The organism is Ruminococcus flavefaciens (assembly GCF_900143025.1).
Lineage (GTDB): Bacteria > Bacillota > Clostridia > Oscillospirales > Ruminococcaceae > Ruminococcus > Ruminococcus flavefaciens_I.
In genome coordinates, this window is the sequence record NZ_FRCT01000005.1 from 245,084 (window position 1) to 263,671 (window position 18,588).

At 43.6% G+C, this 18,588-nt stretch carries 16 protein-coding genes; 9 read left to right on the top strand and 7 right to left on the bottom strand.

The features are described 5' to 3' along the window. The first annotated feature begins 160 nt into the window (after positions 1 to 160). The 6 genes from BUB28_RS07555 (at position 161) to queF (ending at position 5,409) form a co-directional block, all read left to right on the top strand. On the top strand, positions 161 to 2,275 hold the full coding sequence (locus BUB28_RS07555) for a glycosyl hydrolase (protein WP_072950311.1): 2,115 nt from the start codon (positions 161 to 163) through the stop codon (positions 2,273 to 2,275). A gap of 284 nt (positions 2,276 to 2,559) precedes the next feature. Continuing rightward, entirely contained in the window at positions 2,560 to 2,985 is a 426-nt protein-coding gene (gene queD, locus BUB28_RS07560; RefSeq protein WP_072950312.1) for a 6-carboxytetrahydropterin synthase QueD, read from the top strand. Then, entirely contained in the window at positions 2,982 to 3,644 is a 663-nt protein-coding gene (gene queE / locus BUB28_RS07565; protein ID WP_139277524.1) for a putative 7-carboxy-7-deazaguanine synthase QueE, read from the top strand. The genes queD and queE overlap by 4 nt, the downstream gene beginning before the upstream one ends. After that, positions 3,644 to 4,213, top strand: a complete 570-nt coding sequence (folE, locus tag BUB28_RS07570) for a GTP cyclohydrolase I (protein WP_072950315.1) — start codon at positions 3,644 to 3,646, stop codon at positions 4,211 to 4,213. Before queE ends, folE begins: the two co-directional genes overlap by 1 nt. A gap of 10 nt (positions 4,214 to 4,223) precedes the next feature. Next, positions 4,224 to 4,910: a 7-cyano-7-deazaguanine synthase QueC gene (gene queC, locus BUB28_RS07575; RefSeq protein WP_072950317.1), complete on the top strand. Its 687-nt coding sequence runs from the start codon at positions 4,224 to 4,226 to the stop codon at positions 4,908 to 4,910. 1 nt (position 4,911) lies between these two features. Next, the gene (gene queF, locus BUB28_RS07580; RefSeq protein WP_072950319.1) at positions 4,912 to 5,409 is read left to right on the top strand and encodes a preQ(1) synthase; all 498 of its coding nucleotides are present in this window, start codon (positions 4,912 to 4,914) and stop codon (positions 5,407 to 5,409) included. A gap of 42 nt (positions 5,410 to 5,451) precedes the next feature. On the opposite strand, the gene BUB28_RS07585 is transcribed toward queF, so the two are convergent. From BUB28_RS07585 to BUB28_RS07615, 7 genes are all read right to left on the bottom strand, one after another. Beyond that, positions 5,452 to 7,236 carry an EAL domain-containing protein gene (locus BUB28_RS07585; protein WP_207647090.1) on the bottom strand — a complete coding sequence of 595 codons (1,785 nt, stop codon included), beginning with the start codon at positions 7,234 to 7,236 and terminating at the stop codon, positions 5,452 to 5,454. Positions 7,237 to 7,496: 260 nt separating this feature from the next. Beyond that, positions 7,497 to 8,498: an EAL domain-containing protein gene (locus tag BUB28_RS07590; RefSeq protein WP_072950322.1), complete on the bottom strand. Its 1,002-nt coding sequence runs from the start codon at positions 8,496 to 8,498 to the stop codon at positions 7,497 to 7,499. Then, positions 8,499 to 10,535, bottom strand: coding sequence for a diguanylate cyclase domain-containing protein (locus tag BUB28_RS07595; RefSeq protein ID WP_072950324.1), 2,037 nt, complete (start codon positions 10,533 to 10,535; stop codon positions 8,499 to 8,501). A 211-nt stretch (positions 10,536 to 10,746) separates the two neighbouring features. After that, entirely contained in the window at positions 10,747 to 11,619 is an 873-nt protein-coding gene (locus BUB28_RS07600; RefSeq protein WP_072950325.1) for a sensor histidine kinase, read from the bottom strand. 15 nt (positions 11,620 to 11,634) lie between these two features. After that, complete coding sequence (locus tag BUB28_RS07605) at positions 11,635 to 12,345, bottom strand: ABC transporter permease (RefSeq protein ID WP_072950327.1); 711 nt, start codon at positions 12,343 to 12,345, stop codon at positions 11,635 to 11,637. Beyond that, entirely contained in the window at positions 12,338 to 13,252 is a 915-nt protein-coding gene (locus BUB28_RS07610) for an ABC transporter ATP-binding protein (protein ID WP_072950328.1), read from the bottom strand. The genes BUB28_RS07605 and BUB28_RS07610 overlap by 8 nt, the downstream gene beginning before the upstream one ends. Positions 13,253 to 13,334: 82 nt before the next feature. Continuing rightward, complete coding sequence (locus tag BUB28_RS07615; protein WP_072950330.1) at positions 13,335 to 13,994, bottom strand: response regulator transcription factor; 660 nt, start codon at positions 13,992 to 13,994, stop codon at positions 13,335 to 13,337. 456 nt (positions 13,995 to 14,450) lie between these two features. Here BUB28_RS07615 and BUB28_RS07620 point away from each other — a divergent pair, with 456 nt between their 5' ends. The 3 genes from BUB28_RS07620 (at position 14,451) to BUB28_RS07630 (ending at position 18,568) form a co-directional block, all read left to right on the top strand. Beyond that, the gene (locus tag BUB28_RS07620; RefSeq protein WP_072950331.1) at positions 14,451 to 15,686 is read left to right on the top strand and encodes a substrate-binding domain-containing protein; all 1,236 of its coding nucleotides are present in this window, start codon (positions 14,451 to 14,453) and stop codon (positions 15,684 to 15,686) included. 137 nt (positions 15,687 to 15,823) lie between these two features. Then, complete coding sequence (mmsA, locus tag BUB28_RS07625; protein ID WP_367271276.1) at positions 15,824 to 17,338, top strand: multiple monosaccharide ABC transporter ATP-binding protein; 1,515 nt, start codon at positions 15,824 to 15,826, stop codon at positions 17,336 to 17,338. A gap of 18 nt (positions 17,339 to 17,356) precedes the next feature. Continuing rightward, positions 17,357 to 18,568 (top strand): sugar ABC transporter permease, encoded by a 1,212-nt coding sequence (locus tag BUB28_RS07630; RefSeq protein ID WP_072950335.1) that lies wholly within the window; start codon positions 17,357 to 17,359, stop codon positions 18,566 to 18,568. The last annotated feature ends 20 nt before the right edge of the window (positions 18,569 to 18,588 follow it).

Genomic DNA, 18,588 nt, shown 5'->3' on the forward strand with positions numbered 1-18,588 from the left:
CCCCCCATTGGTTCCTTTTTTCATTATTTAAGCAAGCAACTTAAATAATAACAGAAATTTTACATATAATGCTTAAAATAGTCTTGACACGGAACTTAAAAGAAAGTATAATGAAATTAAAGAATTATTGGAGCATTCCAATAAAAGGAGGATATCAAACATGAAAAGCAAATTAAGAAAGGCAATTGCGTTTGCGGCTGCGGGAGTTATGGCGGCTGTACAGTGCGGTTCTACAGGACTTTTCAACGTTACAGCAGCAGGAGAGGCAACTGCGGCTACAGCGTTCCCTTATACCATTGAGGGCGAGAAGATGAAGGGAGCAGACCTGTGGACATCTATCTATCAGACGGAGCTCCCCGGATACTCCGGCGAGGGCTTTTACTATCTCACAGCTCAGCCTGCATCATTTGAGGTCACTGTTCCCGAGGACGGAATGTATTCCATCGTTGTTCACGGCGCACAGATACTCAATAAGGAAGGCAGACAGCAGGCTGTGAAGATCAACGGAGTAAAGTATATAACACAGGCTGCTTATTCCGATAAGTGGGTAGACTATGATTTCGGAATGGTACGTATGAACAAGGGCGTGAATACGATCGAATTCATCAGCGAATACGGTTATATGGCTATTGATACTGTAACTGTGGATAATGCGAAGTTCCCCGATCTTTCAAAGGCAAGCGGAACGACTGTTGACAAGGACGCTACTCCTGAAACTAAGGCTCTTATGAAGTATCTCAAGAGCGTTTACGGTAAGCATATCCTTTCGGGACAGCAGGAGATATACGGCGGCGGTCATGCAGTTGAGACTACTATCCGCTACGATGCAAACGCTAATAAGTGTATTGACCAGGAAGGCGTTGAGTACGTCATAGACGAGGAAAGCTGGGACAAGACAGAGCAGGGCGAAAAGTTCCCGTGGCACTGTACAGGTCCTGACGGTCAGGTATATACCTACAGCACTCAGAACCGCAACTATACATATAACGATTATAACTATGAGGTAAGATATATCAAGGAGCTTACAGGCGAAGAGCCTGCTATCCGCGGATTTGACTTCGGAAGCTACTGCCCCTGCTATGCATGGGACGACGGAGTTGCTCAGCGTATGATAGACTGGGCTAAAAATAAGAACGGTATCTGTACAGCTTCATGGCACGTAAATGTGCCTAAAACAAAGGCTTCATATACTCTTGGTGAGCCTCTTGACTTCGGTCTTACTACTTACACGGAGAATACGGACTTTGTAACTGCAAACTGCATGGTAAAGGGTACTATGGAGTATGATTACTTCCAGCTGTGTATGAAAAATCTTGCAGCTGAGCTGAAAAAGCTTCAGGACGCAGGTGTGCCTGTTATTTTCCGCCCATTCCATGAGGCTGAGGGTAACCCCAGCCGTACAGATGATCCTATCGACGGTTCTGGTGCATGGTTCTGGTGGTCGAAGGAAGGCGCAGTAGTATATAACAAGCTCTGGAACTTCTTACAGGATACTCTCACAAATGAGTACGGACTCCACAATCTTATCTGGGAGCAGAACCTCTATGCATGGTCTGATAATTCCGCAAAGTGGTACTCGGGCGATGACAAGGTAGATATCGTAGGATTTGATAAGTACAACTGCCAGTACAACCGCCATGACGGCAAGCAGCAGGGCGTTCCGAATGAGGACGCTGAGGCAGGTATATTCTATACTCTGAATAAATTCGTAAATGGAAATAAAATGGTATCAATGCCTGAGAATGACTCATGCCCGAGCCTTAACAATATGCAGGTAGAACACGCTTACTGGCTGTATTTCTGCCCGTGGTATGACTCGGAGCAGGCACACTTCCTCTGCGGCAAGGAGTATCAGGATCCCGATACGTTCAAGGAGCTTTACAAGAGCGATTTCTGCATCACACTTTCAGAGCTCCCTAAGGACCTGTATAAGGGCGGTTCAGAGCCTTCAACAGGTACGACAACAACTACTACCACAACAAAGCCTGTAACTACAACAACAACTTCTTCGACACCTGCTGTTGCAGCTAAGAAGTACGGTGATGCAAACTGTGACGGTGAGATTGATATGTCAGACGTTGTACTCATTATGCAGTCTCTTGCTAATCCTGACAAGTTCGGCTTAAAGGGGTCGGATAAGAACCACATCACAGCACAGGGCGAAGCAAACGGCGATGTTGACAAGAGCAGTGCAGGCATTACATCTAACGATGCACTGAGGATACAGGAGTTCCTCCTCGGCAAGGTAAAAGACCTTAAACCTTCAACTAAATAAGCTCTAAAAGCCGAAAGTATATACTTTCGGCTTTTTAGCAGTCAATATACGGATTATTTGTCCGTGCAGGGGTTGACATATCGTTTGACAGATGATATAATATAGAACGGAACTTTTCCCGACAGTTCGTTTGCGCCATCCTGTCGTTAAACAAAACCAGGGCATCTGTGAGTGCAGGGGAACTGCGCTCTTTTTACGAAACAGGTGCGTCTGCTTATGGCAGACGCTTTTTTATTCATAAAGCGGCGTATGACGCGCCCGACGTATATCCATGAGGTGATGTTATGTACAGACTGAAAACTTCTGCGGAATTTGACAGTGCTCATTTTCTTGCAGGCTATAATGGAAAATGCGCCAATATTCACGGACACCGCTGGAAAATAGAAGCAGTCGTTAAAAGCGGCGAGCTTACAGCAAGCGGCGAAAAACGCGGAATGGTCGTTGATTTCGGCGATTTTAAAAAGGCAGTCAGGACTCTTGCAAAGAGCTTTGACCATGTGCTTATTTATGAAAAGGGCTCGTTGAAGGCTGCCACTCTTGCTGCGCTTAATGATGAGGACTTCCGCCTTATAGAGGTGGATTTCCGCCCTACAGCCGAGAACTTTGCAAAACATTTCTACGGTCTCCTCAAAGCAGAGGGGCTTCCGATGGAAAGTGTTGCAGTATACGAAACACCTGAGAATTGTGCGGTATATGAGGAGGAAAACTGATGCTTCCTGTAGTTGAAAAGTTTATAAGTATTAACGGTGAGGGAGCTCATGCAGGTGAGCTTGCTGCCTTTATCCGTTTCAGAGGCTGCAATCTCTGCTGCTCATACTGCGATACCAGCTGGGCAAACTGTGAGACTGCTCCTGCTGAGTATGAAACTCCCGAGGATATTGCTGAGTGGGTGGCTGAAAAGGGTGTTGAAAATGTTACTCTCACAGGCGGAGAGCCGCTTCTGCAAAAGGAATGTGATGCAGTTGCCGAGCTTCTGATGAAGCAGGGCTGCCGCGTTGAGATAGAGACAAACGGAAGTATATATCTTGGCAGACTTGCCGCTGCGGAGTATCGTCCTGTGTTCACTATGGACTATAAGCTGCCGTCAAGCGGTATGGAGGAGTTTATGTGCAGGGACAATTTCCGTCTTCTCGGTGAGCATGATACAGTAAAATTCGTATCGGGAAGCATGGAGGACCTTGAAAAAGCTGCGGAGATAATTGAAAAATACGGACTTGTGGGACGATGTCATGTGTATATAAGTCCTGTTTTCGGAGAGATCGAACCTGCGGATATAGTAGGATTTATGGAGGAGCGTAAAATGAACGGTGTAAGGCTTCAGCTCCAGCTGCATAAGTTTATCTGGGAGCCTTCAAGGAGGGGCGTATAATGGACAGAGAAGCAATAGAATATCATGTTCTCGGGATACTCAAGGCTATAGGTGAGGATCCTGAGCGCGAGGGACTCAGAGAAACTCCTGCTCGTGTTGCACGTATGCTGGAGGAGGTGCTTGAGGGTACTGCTTATACAAATCATCAGATAGCAGAAATGTTCGGAAAGACATTTGAAGCTGACTACAATACTGATATGGACAGTGCTGTTGTTATGAAGGATATAACTGTTTTCAGCTATTGCGAGCATCATATCGCTCTTATGTACGATATGAGCGTAAATGTTGCGTATATCCCTCACGGAAAGGTTCTCGGGCTCAGCAAGATAGCACGTATATGCGATATGGCTGCAAAGCGTCTGCAATTGCAGGAAAGGCTTGGCAGGGATATTGCGGAGATAATCTCGGAAGCAGCAGGCACTCCAGATGTGGGAGTTATGATACGCGGAAGCCACAGCTGTATGACTGCAAGAGGTATCCGCAATCCTAACGCCAAGACCGTAACAGGTACTTATATGGGGGCATTCCGCGACAGTGCGGAGCTGAAAGAGCTTGTTAAATTCGACTGAGGAGGATAATATGAAAGCTTTGGTCTTATTCAGCGGCGGTGTTGACAGCACTACCTGTCTCGCTATCGCAGTTGATAAATACGGTGCGGAAAATGTTCTCGCACTTTCACTTTACTACGGTCAGAAACACAGCCGTGAGCTTGAAGCTGCACGTAAGATAGCTGCGCATTACGGCGTTAAACATAAGGAGCTTGACCTTGCGCTCATTTTTGCGGACAGCGACTGCACTCTCTTAAAGGGGTCAAGCGGAGATATTCCCAAGGAAAGCTATGCAGAGCAGCTTGAAAAGACCGACGGTAAGCCTGTTTCCACTTATGTTCCGTTCAGGAACGGGCTTTTCCTTGCATCTGCGGCAAGCATCGCGCTTTCAAACGGCTGCACCGAGATATACTACGGTGCTCACAGCGATGATGCAGCAGGCAATGCCTATCCCGATTGCAGCAGCGACTTCAACGATGCTATAAACCGCGCTATCTATCTCGGAAGCGGCTGCGAGCTGAGTGTTATTGCGCCGTTTATCGGTATGAACAAGGCGCAGGTGGTAGCTAAGGGACTCAGCCTTAATGTGCCGTATGAGCTTACATGGAGCTGCTATGAAGGCGGCGACAAGCCCTGCGGAGTATGCGGTACCTGCCGTGACAGAATGGCTGCATTTGAGGCTAATGGTATACATGACCCTGCAATGAAAGGAGAATAATATGAGCGGCAGAACCGAAAACGAAAAGGGAAGCATCACGCTTCTCGGCAATAATAATACAAAGTATTCCTCGGACTATGACCCGTCAGTGCTTGAGACATTTCCTAATAAGCACCCTGACAATGATTATTTCGTAAAATTCAACTGCCCCGAGTTCACAAGCCTTTGTCCTATTACGGGACAGCCTGATTTTGCGGCAATATATATTTCCTACATTCCCGATAAGGTAATGGTTGAGAGCAAGTCGCTGAAGCTGTATCTTTTCAGTTTCCGCAATCACGGCGATTTCCATGAGGACTGCGTGAATATTATTATGAAGGATCTCATAAAGCTCATGGATCCGAAATATATCGAGGTATGGGGAAAATTCCTGCCCCGCGGAGGTATCTCGATTGACCCTTACTGCAATTACGGCAGGGAAGGTACTAAGTGGGAGAAGCTTGCGTGGGAAAGACTTTCTCATCACGACCTCTATCCCGAAAGCATAAATAACAGATAATGAGAAACAGCCGTCCATTTCTATTAATGGGCGGCTGTTCTGCTATAATTTGGAGGTGGAGGAATTGTTTCGTCTTACGAAATCGAGAAATTCGCTTACAGGTATGGGCTTTGAGAAGTAATATCCCTGAATAAAGTCTATACCCAGCTTGGACAGCTGTTCAAGCTGATGCTTTTCCTCGACTCCCTCGGCAACGATGTGCATACCCATGCGCTTTATCATTTCCGTTACCGATTCCAGCATTATCTTTGCTTTTTCATTGTTGAAATATGCGTTGACCATAGTTCGGTCAAATTTTACAAGGTCAACGGGCATATTGACTATGTAGTTAAGATTTGATTCGCCTGTGCCAAAGTCGTCAAGAGAGAAGGTACAGCCGAATTTACGGAGATACTCCATATTTTCAAGAAGTATGTCCTTTTGTTTTATAGCTCCTGATTCGGTGATCTCAAGATTGATCTTTTTGGCATCAATACCGTACTTGTGCATTATTTTCAGGAATTTCGCAGCAAGCTCGGTGTTCTCACACTGTACTACCGAAAGGTTTATCTCTATGTATTGCAGACCGATAGAGTCTATATCGTGATCGTGTATCAGCTTGCATACCAGCTCGAATACCCGTTCGCCTATCTGTTCTATCTGTCCCAAGCTCTCGGCGATAGGAATGAAGCGGTTTGGCATTATGATACTGCCGTCATCGCTGCGCATACGGACAAGTGCTTCTGCGGATACGAATTTATGCTCCTTGACGGAGTAGATAGGCTGTAGAAATATCTCTAACCTGTCATCCTTGAGCGCAGCCTTGATCTCGTTCTGCATTGAACGGAATTTCTCCATATTGTTTATGGCATCATTGTCAATAACGAAGAAATCCTCGTGGCTGTCGCTTACGATATTTGAGTAATAGCGGTATGCCGTGAAGAATTCGGAGACATTATGAAATGGTTTCAGTGAAGGTATGGAGATGAAATGAGGGTGGGGAAACTGATTTCCTGACCAGCCTGCTTCAAATCTTTTCTTTATCTGTATGAGTTGGCGATCTGATGTGCCGTCGTCAGAAAAGGCAACAACGAGATCGTTTCCTATCCCTCTGAATACCTTGTCGCTTGTCTGTTTTTTGAGATAATTTGATATCTCAAGCAGCAGATTTTCCGAGCTTATCGATTTTTCCGTGTCCTCGCCCGTGATTATTATGAATGAGCAGTCATGCTTTTTGCTGTAGAAAAGCTGCTTTAAATATTCATAGAGCATCTGGATACGGTATATTCCGAGATTACGGTCTAAGCCCGAGTCGGGATTTTCCATTTTCGCAAAGAGTATGGTTATTCCAAGTGCCATTGAAAAGCTTACAAGAAGCAGCTCGCGGTTGAACAGCTGTATCATAGCGCCTGTTGTTTCAAGTATCATCCATAGCATAGCAGCCTGACTGCGGTATGGGTTCATAAGCTTATTGAAGAAGAGTATCATTACAATACAGCCGATGATATATATAGGAGCAACGATAAATGTATATGAAACGGCAGGACCGTAGCTGTATACTTCATTTTTTTCATTCATAATTGAGATCGGAAGCATAAATGGTATCACGCTAAGAATGAGCGTTATCAAAAAGAAAATATGCCGCAGTCTTTTTTTGTTTCTCAGGTTAACGATATCATAGCATACATAATTGAATGACAGGTAGCTTGTCCATATTACAAAGAACAGGTAGACCCTGCAGAATATGCTCGCTTCTGAAGGCTGAGCGTAAATGATAGCGTCTACGGAGCATATATCAGATAATACGCATAGAGTAGTCACCAGTACCAACTGTCGATATATCCACATACTTTCAAGTATGACACTTTGCTTTTTGAATGAATAATAACATATGAGCAGCAGAAATATCAAAGCGCAGAATTGTATTTGTATACTTTGATTCATTATATCTCTCCTTTTATGCGCGTTATTTGCTATATATGTATTATATCACAAACTGCCGGATCTTCGTGTATTTGATAATATACCGTTGATCTTGTGTTGTAATGCTTTTGTGATAAAACAAAAGCAGCATAAACGTTTGTTTTTTCGTTTATGCTGCTTTATAACTATTGATTTTTCTCAGTGTCAAGTTGCAGCAGCTTGTCAAGTTCCACAGGCCGTGAATAATAATATCCCTGTAAGCTGTGTACGTGATAATTCAGGAGAATATGTCTCATTCCTGCGGTCTCTATACCTTCTACACAGACCTTTGCGCCGTATGTTGAGGATACTTCGGCGAAGGTCTTGATGAAGGTGCGTTCCTTCATGTCTTCCTCTATCTTCATAACGAAGCTTCTGTCGATCTTTATTACATCGAAAGGAAGCTCCTTTACTATCTCCATTGATGAAAAGCCTGTTCCGAAATCGTCAAGGGCTATTCTTATGCCTCTTCCGCGGAGATTTACGATTATATTTTTCAGCATATCTATATTGAGGAGCCTGCATCGCTCCGTGATCTCAAGGCAGAGATGCTCGGGAGGGAAGTCGGTGTCCTCAAGGGTATCAAAGACCATATCTAGAAAGTTGGTCTTTTCCAGCTGAGTATATGAAAGATTTACGTTTATAATAAAGTCAGGATACTTTTTCATAAGCTCCTTTGCGCCGAGGATAGCCGTTTTCAGTATCCACTGACCGAGCTTGAAGAAAAGAGGATCCTTTTCAAGGATAGGAATGAAATGATCCGGCGGAACTATGCCGTATTCGTCATTTCGCCATCTGAGAAGTGCTTCTGCGCCGATTATCTTTTCGGAAACAGCGTCCACAACAGGCTGGTACAGCAGATAAAAGCCCTGATAGTCCTGCATAATGGAAGCTCTTATTACATGGAGCTTTTCGATCCTGTGCTTGTTTTCGTCGTTGAGATCGTTGTAGAACTCCACAAGATCGCCCTGTCTGCGTACCTTTGATTCGCCGTATGCGAAGTTCAGGCAGGCATACACTGTCTGCACATCTATCATAAAGTTATCTACCGTAAGGATACCTGAATTCAGATCGAGAATAATGAATTTATCATCTACGAAAAAGCCTTTTCTGAAATGAGTGCGTAGCTTTTCGTAGCGTTCTTTCATTTACGCAACTGTAAGAGAAGTGGATATGACGGCGAATTTAGTACCGTCAAGGCGGTAGATGCTTTCCGAGCTGCTTATGTTTTCAAACATATATCTTCCGAATTTCTGGAGAACGATATTGCCGAAATGATATCCGTAAACCTCATTGATCTCGGAAAATTTACCGATACCTATCATGCATATGCGCATTTCGGTGTTCTTTACCATATTGGCTTCAATATCCTCGAAAAATCCGTACTGATTTCTGAGACCTGTAAGTGGGTCGATATGTCCCTGTATACCGTGGTTTCGGATGGAACCGCAGAAGAATTCGGGTATCTCGTTGGGATCTCGTATAACTACACCGCGGCAGGTGCAAAGAACATAGTCGCCGTTGAGCTTTCTTGCTCTGTACTGCATATCATGTCCGAGAGCATTGCCTGAGAAAACTGCGGATATTCCCGAATGATATACCTCTGCATCTTCGGGGTGGATGTGTTTTTCCCATATCCCTCCTGCACCGAGCATATACTCTGATGGCAGACCGAAGCATTTTACCGCTGATTTCGACCAGCGTGAATAATCATACTTCATGTCGCATATATAGACGTATGTTCCGTCAGCCACAACCGAAAATGCTTCAAAAAGAGCGTCCAGCTTCTTTTTCCTTTCCAGCGGCAAAGGTGCGTCGAGGCTGTCGGGACCGTGCATATGCTTCTCCAAAGCACCTTTCTTCAGCCATTTTTTATTTTCGTACATCATTGTATCCGCACGCTCGAAAACATCTGTAAAAAGCTTATCATTGCGCGGATCGTAAACAGCCATACCGCTTGCTACGATAGGACCTTCTTTTTTCTTCATGTTTTCGACTACCTGATTGTGCAGATCTTCAATGAGGGTGCTTCGGTTTTCGTAATCCGAACTTCTGAGAAATACTACAAATTCATCACCGCCGACTCTGAAAACAGGGCTGTGAGCGAATATATTGCAGACGAGCTTGCAAGATGATTTTATATATTCATCGCCTGCCTTATGACCTAAGGTGTCGTTTATGAGTTTCAGGTTATTGATATCGCATACTACTATGGCAAATGGCAGATAATCAAGACCGTTGTCAAGATTGCTCTGCACTGTCTTTTCGAGCTCGTAGAAGGCGTTTTTGTTCTTTATGCCTGTAAGCTCATCGCGCCGTGCCATTTCATTTGCTATTTTCAGGGCTTTAAGGTGTTCACGCTCTTTTTTCAGCTGTTCCTCGATGTTTTCGATACCGATGATAAAATGCGACCTGTCACTTGACCACATGGCTGTAAGCCTTGTATGTATAGGTTCGCCGTTTGAAACTATGCGGTATTCGAGCGTGTATTGTTTTTTATCGCTGAGTTCCTCGATGAGCTTTTCTTTAGTAAGTGCTCTCAAAACATTTTTTTTGTCAAAGCGGTAGAAATTGTTGTTTATCATAACCGTCAGCGAAGAAAAGAAATTGTTTCCTTCGTTTGTTACGCAGATAGTTCCCGTTTTCTTGTCAAATGAAAACTCAGAGAAATTACCTGAATCCGAGTCGATATAAAGGAGCACATCATAATATGCGGCAAGTGATTCCGATATACGTGTGTAGATCGCGCGCTCATGTTCTGCCTGACGAAGGCGCTCGCGGTCGCGGACTCTTTCATCTATGTTTATGACACCGAGTATGAAATAATCTTCATCATCTTCAATGCCGCGAATGAGTCTGAGAGTGTGATATACAGGCTTGCCGTCTATCATAAGGCGGTATTCTATGCTTTGCATAGTGCCCTTTTTTATGTCGGCAAGCAGCTTTTCTTTTTTGAAACCGTCCATGAAGATGGGCTTGTCCTCTTCGTAAACCACTTTATCCGCATCGCGGACTATGTTCTTGAAAAAGTCCTCGCCGCCGTGTTCTATATGCAGAGAATGAAATTCAGGATCAACAGAATACCACTGATACTCGTTGGTCAAGGCATTGACATAGTAAACGCTGGAATAATCGACAAGGAGAGCTTCAGCTATTTTATTGAATATTTTATCGTTGCTGAACATACAAATCCCCCCCATAACTGTATATTTAGTTAAATAAAATCAAACATATTTATTATTATTGTATTATATCTCCTATATTATAACATTTTTATCTAATAGAGTCAATGATAATATATGAATAATTTATAAATACTTACATAAAACATATGAGTCCGAATTTGGCTATATTATATAAAAGGCTCCTGATACAGCAGTATCGGGAGCCATGTGACTATATCATGATCGTGAATGTAAGCCTACCGTTTTCGCAGGAGGCGGTTATGCTTCCGCCCATTTCTCTGAGCAGATAACGGGCTATATGGAGTCCAAGACCTGTTGAGCCTCGGGCAGTCTCTACAGTGTAGAAACGCTCAAAGAGCTGTTCGGTCTGTACAGCGGTTATTTCGTCGGCAATATTTGAAAATGTTATCACGCCCGCATCGGAAAGACGTATCTCAAGGTCGCCCTTGCTGTATTTTACAGCGTTATTGAGGATATTTGAGAATACGCGCTGCATTGACTCTTTATTTGCTCGGCGGATTATTTTTTCATCGGTAATATCTATGACAGGAGTGATATTGTTTTGAGTAAGTACGGGATAAAAGCTGCTTATGCTTTCTGCAAGGATCTGATTTATGTATATATCCTCAAGCTCGGGGGCTTCATCTCTTGATATTATCATGGAGTAGCAGAAAAGCTCCTCGGAAAGCTTCTGCATAGCTTCCGTGCGCTCGGAGATTATGTCCATATAGCGGTGGAGCTTCTGCGGATCGTCGGTCTTTTTGGAAATGTCAAGATAGCCGCGTATAGCTGTAAGGGGAGTTCGCAGATCGTGGGATATATTTGTTACGGAGCTTTTCAGCTCGTTGTTGCCGTTGATATAGGAAAGATGCTGGCGGCGGAGCTCTGCAAGCTGAGTGTTTATACTTTCGGCAAGCTGCTGTATATCCTTATCGCTGCTTGAAACATAAACAGGATTATTGGTATCGTTTTTCAGTCTGTCAGCAAACTGCTCGGATATTTCCCGTGCTGACTTTTTCAGCAGATATATCTTTGCACACAGCAGTATTATCACTACTGCGGTGCATAACAGACATAATACCATTTTTTACCTCCTGTTTTATTTGAGATCAGTCTTTCGGAATACTGACATTCCGAGTAATATGAATATTACACTAATTAAAATTGAATAGAATATGTGCAGCCACGGGGATTTATCAGGTCCCATAAGAACTGTTAGCTGACTTAAAGGGTTTATGTCATTGATGATTTTCAGCCATTTGATATCGTGGAATTCCTGTGCCATTACAGAGAAGAACAGCAGGGGATACATAAGGATTATGGGCAGGACTCCGCCTGCACTGCTTTTTACTGTCATGGCGATAAAGGTAGTAACAGCTGATATTGCTATGTTAGCGAAAAGACATACAACTATGTTTTTCAGAAATGCTGATAAATTCAGATCCTTTGTGCCTATGAAGCAGATATTGCATATCACAGATGTTATAAGATAAAGTATCAGAGGCAGACAGAAAATAAGTATTTCCGTTATCTGATTTGCAAGGTATATGTCATTTCTCTTGTGCCCTACGGTGAGCTTGTTGCGTATGGTGTTATGCGTATAGTCGCGGCTTATGAAAAGTCCGCCTACAGCTGATAAAAACATTACCATGAGCACGCTCATCTCAAACATATCGAACCATGTCAGATTACCTTTCATATGACAGGAAACGGCTTCGACTACACCTAAAATCGCGCCCAGTACTATACATATTTTTACATCTGACCTGTATTTCATCAGGCTTATATTTACTTTCAGGAGCTTACTCATTGCTGCCACCTCCCACAAGCGATATAAAGAAGCTTTCAAGGCTTTCGTCATGCTCTGATGCAGAGAATATCTCGCATTTTTCCTCCCAGAGTTTGAAAGCAAGCTTGGTTATATTTGGAGAAGCGTAGACATCGGCAGTTTCTTTGTCGATTATCTTGTAATCAATGCCCATGCCGTCAAGAGTCCTTGCAAGTACGGCTGTATCTGTTACCTTCATGCGCACGCATTTGCGGCATTCGTTTTCAAGCTCCTCTGCACTCATTTCGCGGACAAGCTGTCCGTTGTTGATAAAGCCGTAATGAGTTGCTATCTTTGAAAGCTCATCAAGGATATGGCTTGATATGAGAATAGTGATATTGTTTTCACGATTCAGCTTCAGGATAAGCTCGCGCATTTCGATTATTCCCTGCGGGTCAAGACCGTTTATCGGCTCGTCAAGTACAAGGAAGTCGGGATTTCCGCAGAGTGCAACGGCTATGCCGAGACGCTGACGCATACCGAGGGAAAAGTCCTTTGCCTTTTTCTTGCCTATATCTTTAAGTCCCACAAGCTCTAACAGCGCATCTATGTCCTTCATGCTCGGTACACCCATTATTTTGTGCTGTATCTCAAGATTTTGCTTAGCTGTGAGATATGGGTAGATAGAGGGAGTTTCAACAACTGCTCCCATTCGCTTTCTTGTATCGGAAATAGCACTGTCTGTATGCTTTACACCGTAAAGTTCAAAGTCTCCGCTTGTAGGGGGCTGAAGTCCGCATACAGTGCGTATGAGAGTAGTTTTTCCGGCACCGTTTCTGCCTACAAAGCCGTAAATAGAACCCTTTGGCACATTCATGGTAAGTCCGTCAAGTGCTTTGAAATCCTTGTACTTTTTTGTAATGGCATTGGTTTTTAGTACATAGTCCATATAAGAACCTCCTTTTTTTCTTCTGAGTCCATTATAGCATCAAATGGTTAAGAAAACGGTTAAGGAATAAGTTAAGATATGGTTAATATTTCAGCATGAAGCCTATGCCCCATACTGCGGAAATATAATCGGTATCGGAAACGGCTTTCAGCTTCCTGCGGAGGTTATGAACGTGTATTTTCAGTGAGTCCTCGGTGCAGTCGGGGGTGTCATCGCTTATTTTGTCAAGAATAGTGAGCTTTGCCACCACCTGTCCTTCGTTCTGCATGAGGAGCTTCAATATAGCGTATTCGGTTCTTGTTAGTTTTATATCCTTGTCCGAGTATTTAACGGTATGGGAGTCTGTATAAAGCTGTAATTCTCCGCATTTTATCACGCCCTCCGATACGCTTTTGCTTTTGCGGAGCTGCACGGTTATCCTTGCAAGGAGCTCATCGATATCAAAAGGTTTTGTTATATAGTCGGCAGCACCTTTCAGAAGAAGCCCCACCTTATCGGAGGTGGCGGTCTTTGCACTTATAACAATGACAGGGATATCATTTATCCTGTGTATCAGCTCCTCGCCGCTTAGCCCGGGGAGCATAAGGTCAAGGAGTATAAGGTCGGGCTTTCTCACGGAAAGGAGCATAAGTGCTTCCGTGCCGGAATAAGCTCTTGATACTGCATAGCCTTCCACTTGTAATGCCTCACACAGCATATCACTTATATGTGTATCATCATCTATTATCATTATTTCTGCCATTTTGCTGTCCGCCTCTTCTCGTTTTTCATATTATAACATCTGCGGTTATTTTTTTCAAGCGGATATGTAATGATGACCTTCTGAATAACAAAAAATAACTATAAATATGGTCACTGATTTAAGTAAATAAAAAAATTTTAAAACACCTGTCCATTTGTATTGTCAAGCATCGTTTATACTATATAGAAAGACAAAATACACATAATGGATTACCATTTGTATAAAACGCGCGGTTTTTATATTTTTGTATCACAAAAGAAAGAATTATTGAAGAGTCGATTGTCAATGTGCATATAAAATGTGGAACGATGTTATTCAATCCGACAAAATGCAGATATAACAATTGACACGTCAAAGAAAAGAGAGTAAAATATTTTATAACGTTTATCGTTATAATTTTTATGGCAACAATTTCTTAACAATTATTTTTTAATATTCAAAAGGAGGAATTTTCAAATGAAAATCAAAAAGTTTCTTGCTGCTGTAAGCTCACTGGTAATGTTAGGCGCATTTACTGCTTGCGGAGACAGCTCGTCTTCTGAAAGCAATGGCAGCAACAGCAACAACAGTAACAGCAACAACAGTGCAGACGCAACTACAAAGGCTAACGATGACGCAAACAGCAATGCAGGCACAGACAGCAGTGCAGGCGGAAAGACAGTCGGTATCGCAATGCCTACAAAGTCTCTTGAGCGTTGGAACCGTGACGGTGAATACCTCAAGTCACAGTTCGAGGCAGCAGGTTATTCTGTTGAGCTCAAGTATTCCGACAATGACACAAACCAGCAGAACAACGATATCCAGAGCATGATCGCTGATAAGGTAGATCTTCTCCTTATCGCTGCTATCGACGGAAGCACACTTTCTCAGACACTTGCTGATGCTAAGGACGCAGGTATAGCAGTTATCGCATATGACCGTCTTATCATGAACACAGACGCTGTTTCATACTACGTTTCATTCGATAACTACACAGTTGGTAAGCTTCAGGGCGAGTATGTTGTTGATGCTCTTGACCTTGAGAACAGCAACGGTCCTTTCAATATCGAATTCACAGCAGGCGACCCTGCTGATAATAACGCAGGCTACTTCTTCAACGGTGCATATGATGCTGTTAAGCAGTACATTGATGCAGGCAAGCTCAAGATCCCGTCGGGCAAGAAGAAGTTCGAGCAGGTTGCTACAGAACAGTGGTCAACAGATACTGCTTTCTCTAATATGCAGAACACTCTTGCTTCATACTATTCAGACGGCACACAGCTCGATGTTGCTCTCTGCTCAAACGACTCAACAGCTCTTGGTGTAGCTCAGGCTATCACTTCTGACTACAGCGGTAAGAATGTTCCTATCGTAACAGGTCAGGATGGCGATATCGCTAACCTCAAGAACATCGTTGACGGCAAGCAGTCAATGACAGTTTACAAGAACGTAAGCGATGAAGCAAGCGTTACTCTCGAAGTATCAAAGGCTATCCTTTCAGGTCAGACACCTGATGCTGGTCTTGTAAGCTCACTTGATGCTGAGGCTACATATGATACAGAGTCATATAACAACGGCGTGAAGGTAGTTCCTTCATACCTCCTCGTTCCTTATGTTATCACTAAGGATAATCTCGACCTCCTCGTAGATACAGGACTCTATCAGTGGGATTCTGCTAACAAGTATCTTGAGTCTACAGCTTCTACGACCTGATAAACGAATAACGAAATAATATATTTGGGGCGGGCTGTGCCCGTCCCTTTTTATAAATTTTCAGGTCATCTGCGAACGGTAAATAGCCATTTTCGCAGGTCAAAGGAGGGTTATACTTGGCAGAATTTATACTTGAAATGAAAAAGATCACAAAGGAGTTCCCCGGTGTAAAGGCTCTCGATAATGTTAATCTTCAGGTAAGACCAGGTGAGATACACGCTCTTGTTGGTGAAAACGGTGCAGGTAAATCCACACTTATGAATGTTCTCAGCGGAACATATCCATATGGTTCATATTCCGGAGATATCGTTTATAATGGTGAGACCTGCCAGTTCAAAACACTGCATGACAGTGAGGAAAAGGGCATTGTTATCATACATCAGGAGCTTGCTCTTATCCCTGAGCTTTCTATCGGTGAGAATATGTTCCTGGGAAATGAGCGCAAGGGCGCCTTTGGTATCGACTGGGACAGGACCTATCATGAGGCAGGCGAGCATATGCGCCAGGTAGGTCTGAAGGAAGAACCTACAACACTTATCAAGGATATCGGTACAGGTAAACAGCAGCTGGTTGAGATCGCAAAGGCTCTCAGCAAGAACGTTAAGCTGCTCATACTTGACGAGCCTACTTCATCACTTAATGAGGAAGATTCAAAGATGCTTCTCGATCTTTTATTAGGCTTTAAGAAAGAGGGCATGACTTCAATTATTATTTCCCATAAGCTCAATGAGATATCTTATGTTGCAGATAAGATAACCGTGCTTCGTGACGGCTCTACAATCGAAACTATCGACAATGCAGAGCACAATATCGACGAAGCCCGCATCATACGCGGAATGGTAGGACGTGAGCTCAGCGACCGCTATCCTTCACGCGAGCACAATATAAGCGACAAGATAGGTCTTGAGGTAAACGGCTGGACTGTACATCACCCGATATATACCGAAAAGAAGGTAGTTGACAACGTATCCTTCAATGTTCACCGCGGTGAGATAGTTGGATTTTCGGGCTTGCAGGGTGCAGGACGTACCGAGCTTGCAATGTCTATCTTCGGAAGGTCTTACGGTACAGGCATAAGCGGAAAGCTGAAGATCGACGGTCAGGAAAAGGAACTGAAAAGTGTCCGTTCCGCTATCGAATCAGGTCTTGCATACGTTACCGAAGACAGAAAGGGCAATGGTCTTATACTTGCAGAGAGCATTGCTAAAAATACCACTATGGCACGACTTGAAAAGGTGTGCAGTAAGGGTATCATAAACTTTGACAAGGAAAATGCTGTTGCAGAGGAATACAAGGGCAAGCTCAAAACCAAGACTCCTTCTGTACAGCAGGCAGTCGGAAACCTTTCAGGCGGAAACCAGCAGAAGGTGCTGCTGGCAAAATGGATGTTTGCGGATCCTGAGGTGCTTATCCTTGATGAGCCGACAAGAGGTATCGACGTTGGTGCAAAGTATGAGATATACTGCATCATGAATGATCTTGTGGCACAGGGTAAATCAGTTGTCATGATATCCTCGGAAATGCCCGAGCTGCTTGGTATGTGTGATCGTATATACGTTATGAACGAGGGCAAGATGGTCGCAGAGATGCCTGCTGCTGATGCAACGCAGGAAAAGATAATGTCTGCTATCCTTATGTCCGATAAAAAATAATGATCGAAGGAGTGTAACATGAACGTTAAGTCATTCGTAAAAAAATACACCATGGTCATTGCTCTGGTCGTGGTATTTATATTCTTTACTGTATGGACAGAACAGAAGCTTATGCTTGCACAGAATATGTCCAATCTTCTGATACAGAATGCATACGTACTGGTTCTTGCCTGCGGTATGCTTATGTGTATCCTCACAGGCGGTAACATCGACCTTTCCGTTGGTTCAACGGTATGTCTCATCGGAGCGGTCGCCGCACAGCTGTTGTCGAAAAACAACCTTGATCCTATTTTTGTAATATGCTTCTGTCTGTTTATATCCATACTTATCGGTATGTGGCAGGGCTTCTGGATAGGATATATACATATCCCTCCGTTTATCTGTACTCTTGCGGGAATGTTCCTGTTCAGAGGTATCGGAAGAAAGATACTGGATTCAAAGACCATTGCTATTCAGCAGGTTGACGGATCAAAGGGCAAGAAGTTCCTTGATATCTTCTCATCTTATATAGATGTTCCCGGTCTTGACCATTCATGGACTATACAGGCTGAAGGCAGAAGCGTTGAAGTAAAGCTTTCCGCTTTTATCGCAGGTATCATAATTGCAGTAGCTCTTCTCGCTATAACAGTTATCAACCGTGCAAAGAAGGCTAAGAAGGGTTATAAGCAGACATCTGCTATATCACAGTTCGGAAAGATACTCGTTATTGATGCTCTCATACTTGCTTATACATGGAAGCTCTCTCTCTACAAGGGTATCCCTGTAATGGCTATATGGGTTCTTGCAATAGTTCTCATTTATGCATTCATCACTTCAAAGACTGCATTCGGACGTTATTTCTACGCAGTCGGCGGAAACGAGAAGGCTACAAAGCTTTCAGGTATCAATACAAACAAGGTTTACTTCATGGCATATACATCTATGTCATTACTGGCAGGTCTTTCGGGACTTCTCGTTGCAGCCCGTGTTGGTTCTGTAAACGGTGATACCGGTAACTCATTTGAAATGGACGCTATCGGTTCATGCTTCATCGGCGGTGCTTCTGCATACGGTGGAAGCGGTACAGTCGGCGGCGTTATGGTAGGTGCTATACTCCTCGGTGTAATCAATCAGGGTATGTCTATCAAGGGTCTTGACAACAACTGGCAGTATGTTGTAAAGGGCGCAGTTCTTCTTATCGCTGTTATCTTTGACGTTGTATCAAACAAGAAAACAGGTAAGGCAGGTTAAAAAACAGAATAATACGGCTC

Excerpts from the sequence above, each read along its gene's own strand:
- BUB28_RS07600 (WP_072950325.1), bottom strand. The coding sequence starts at position 11,619 with ATGGTATTATGTCTGTTATGCACCGCAGTAGTGATAATACTGCTGTGT.
- BUB28_RS07605 (WP_072950327.1), bottom strand. The coding sequence starts at position 12,345 with ATGAGTAAGCTCCTGAAAGTAAATATAAGCCTGATGAAATACAGGTCA.
- BUB28_RS07585 (WP_207647090.1), bottom strand. The coding sequence starts at position 7,236 with ATGTGGATATATCGACAGTTGGTACTGGTGACTACTCTATGCGTATTA.
- queC (WP_072950317.1), top strand. The coding sequence starts at position 4,224 with ATGAAAGCTTTGGTCTTATTCAGCGGCGGTGTTGACAGCACTACCTGT.
- queF (WP_072950319.1), top strand. The coding sequence starts at position 4,912 with ATGAGCGGCAGAACCGAAAACGAAAAGGGAAGCATCACGCTTCTCGGC.
- queD (WP_072950312.1), top strand. The coding sequence starts at position 2,560 with ATGTACAGACTGAAAACTTCTGCGGAATTTGACAGTGCTCATTTTCTT.
- BUB28_RS07595 (WP_072950324.1), bottom strand. The coding sequence starts at position 10,535 with ATGTTCAGCAACGATAAAATATTCAATAAAATAGCTGAAGCTCTCCTT.
- BUB28_RS07590 (WP_072950322.1), bottom strand. The coding sequence starts at position 8,498 with ATGAAAGAACGCTACGAAAAGCTACGCACTCATTTCAGAAAAGGCTTT.
- BUB28_RS07620 (WP_072950331.1), top strand. The coding sequence starts at position 14,451 with ATGAAAATCAAAAAGTTTCTTGCTGCTGTAAGCTCACTGGTAATGTTA.
- BUB28_RS07615 (WP_072950330.1), bottom strand. The coding sequence starts at position 13,994 with ATGGCAGAAATAATGATAATAGATGATGATACACATATAAGTGATATG.
- BUB28_RS07630 (WP_072950335.1), top strand. The coding sequence starts at position 17,357 with ATGAACGTTAAGTCATTCGTAAAAAAATACACCATGGTCATTGCTCTG.
- mmsA (WP_367271276.1), top strand. The coding sequence starts at position 15,824 with ATGAAAAAGATCACAAAGGAGTTCCCCGGTGTAAAGGCTCTCGATAAT.
- BUB28_RS07610 (WP_072950328.1), bottom strand. The coding sequence starts at position 13,252 with ATGGACTATGTACTAAAAACCAATGCCATTACAAAAAAGTACAAGGAT.
- folE (WP_072950315.1), top strand. The coding sequence starts at position 3,644 with ATGGACAGAGAAGCAATAGAATATCATGTTCTCGGGATACTCAAGGCT.
- BUB28_RS07555 (WP_072950311.1), top strand. The coding sequence starts at position 161 with ATGAAAAGCAAATTAAGAAAGGCAATTGCGTTTGCGGCTGCGGGAGTT.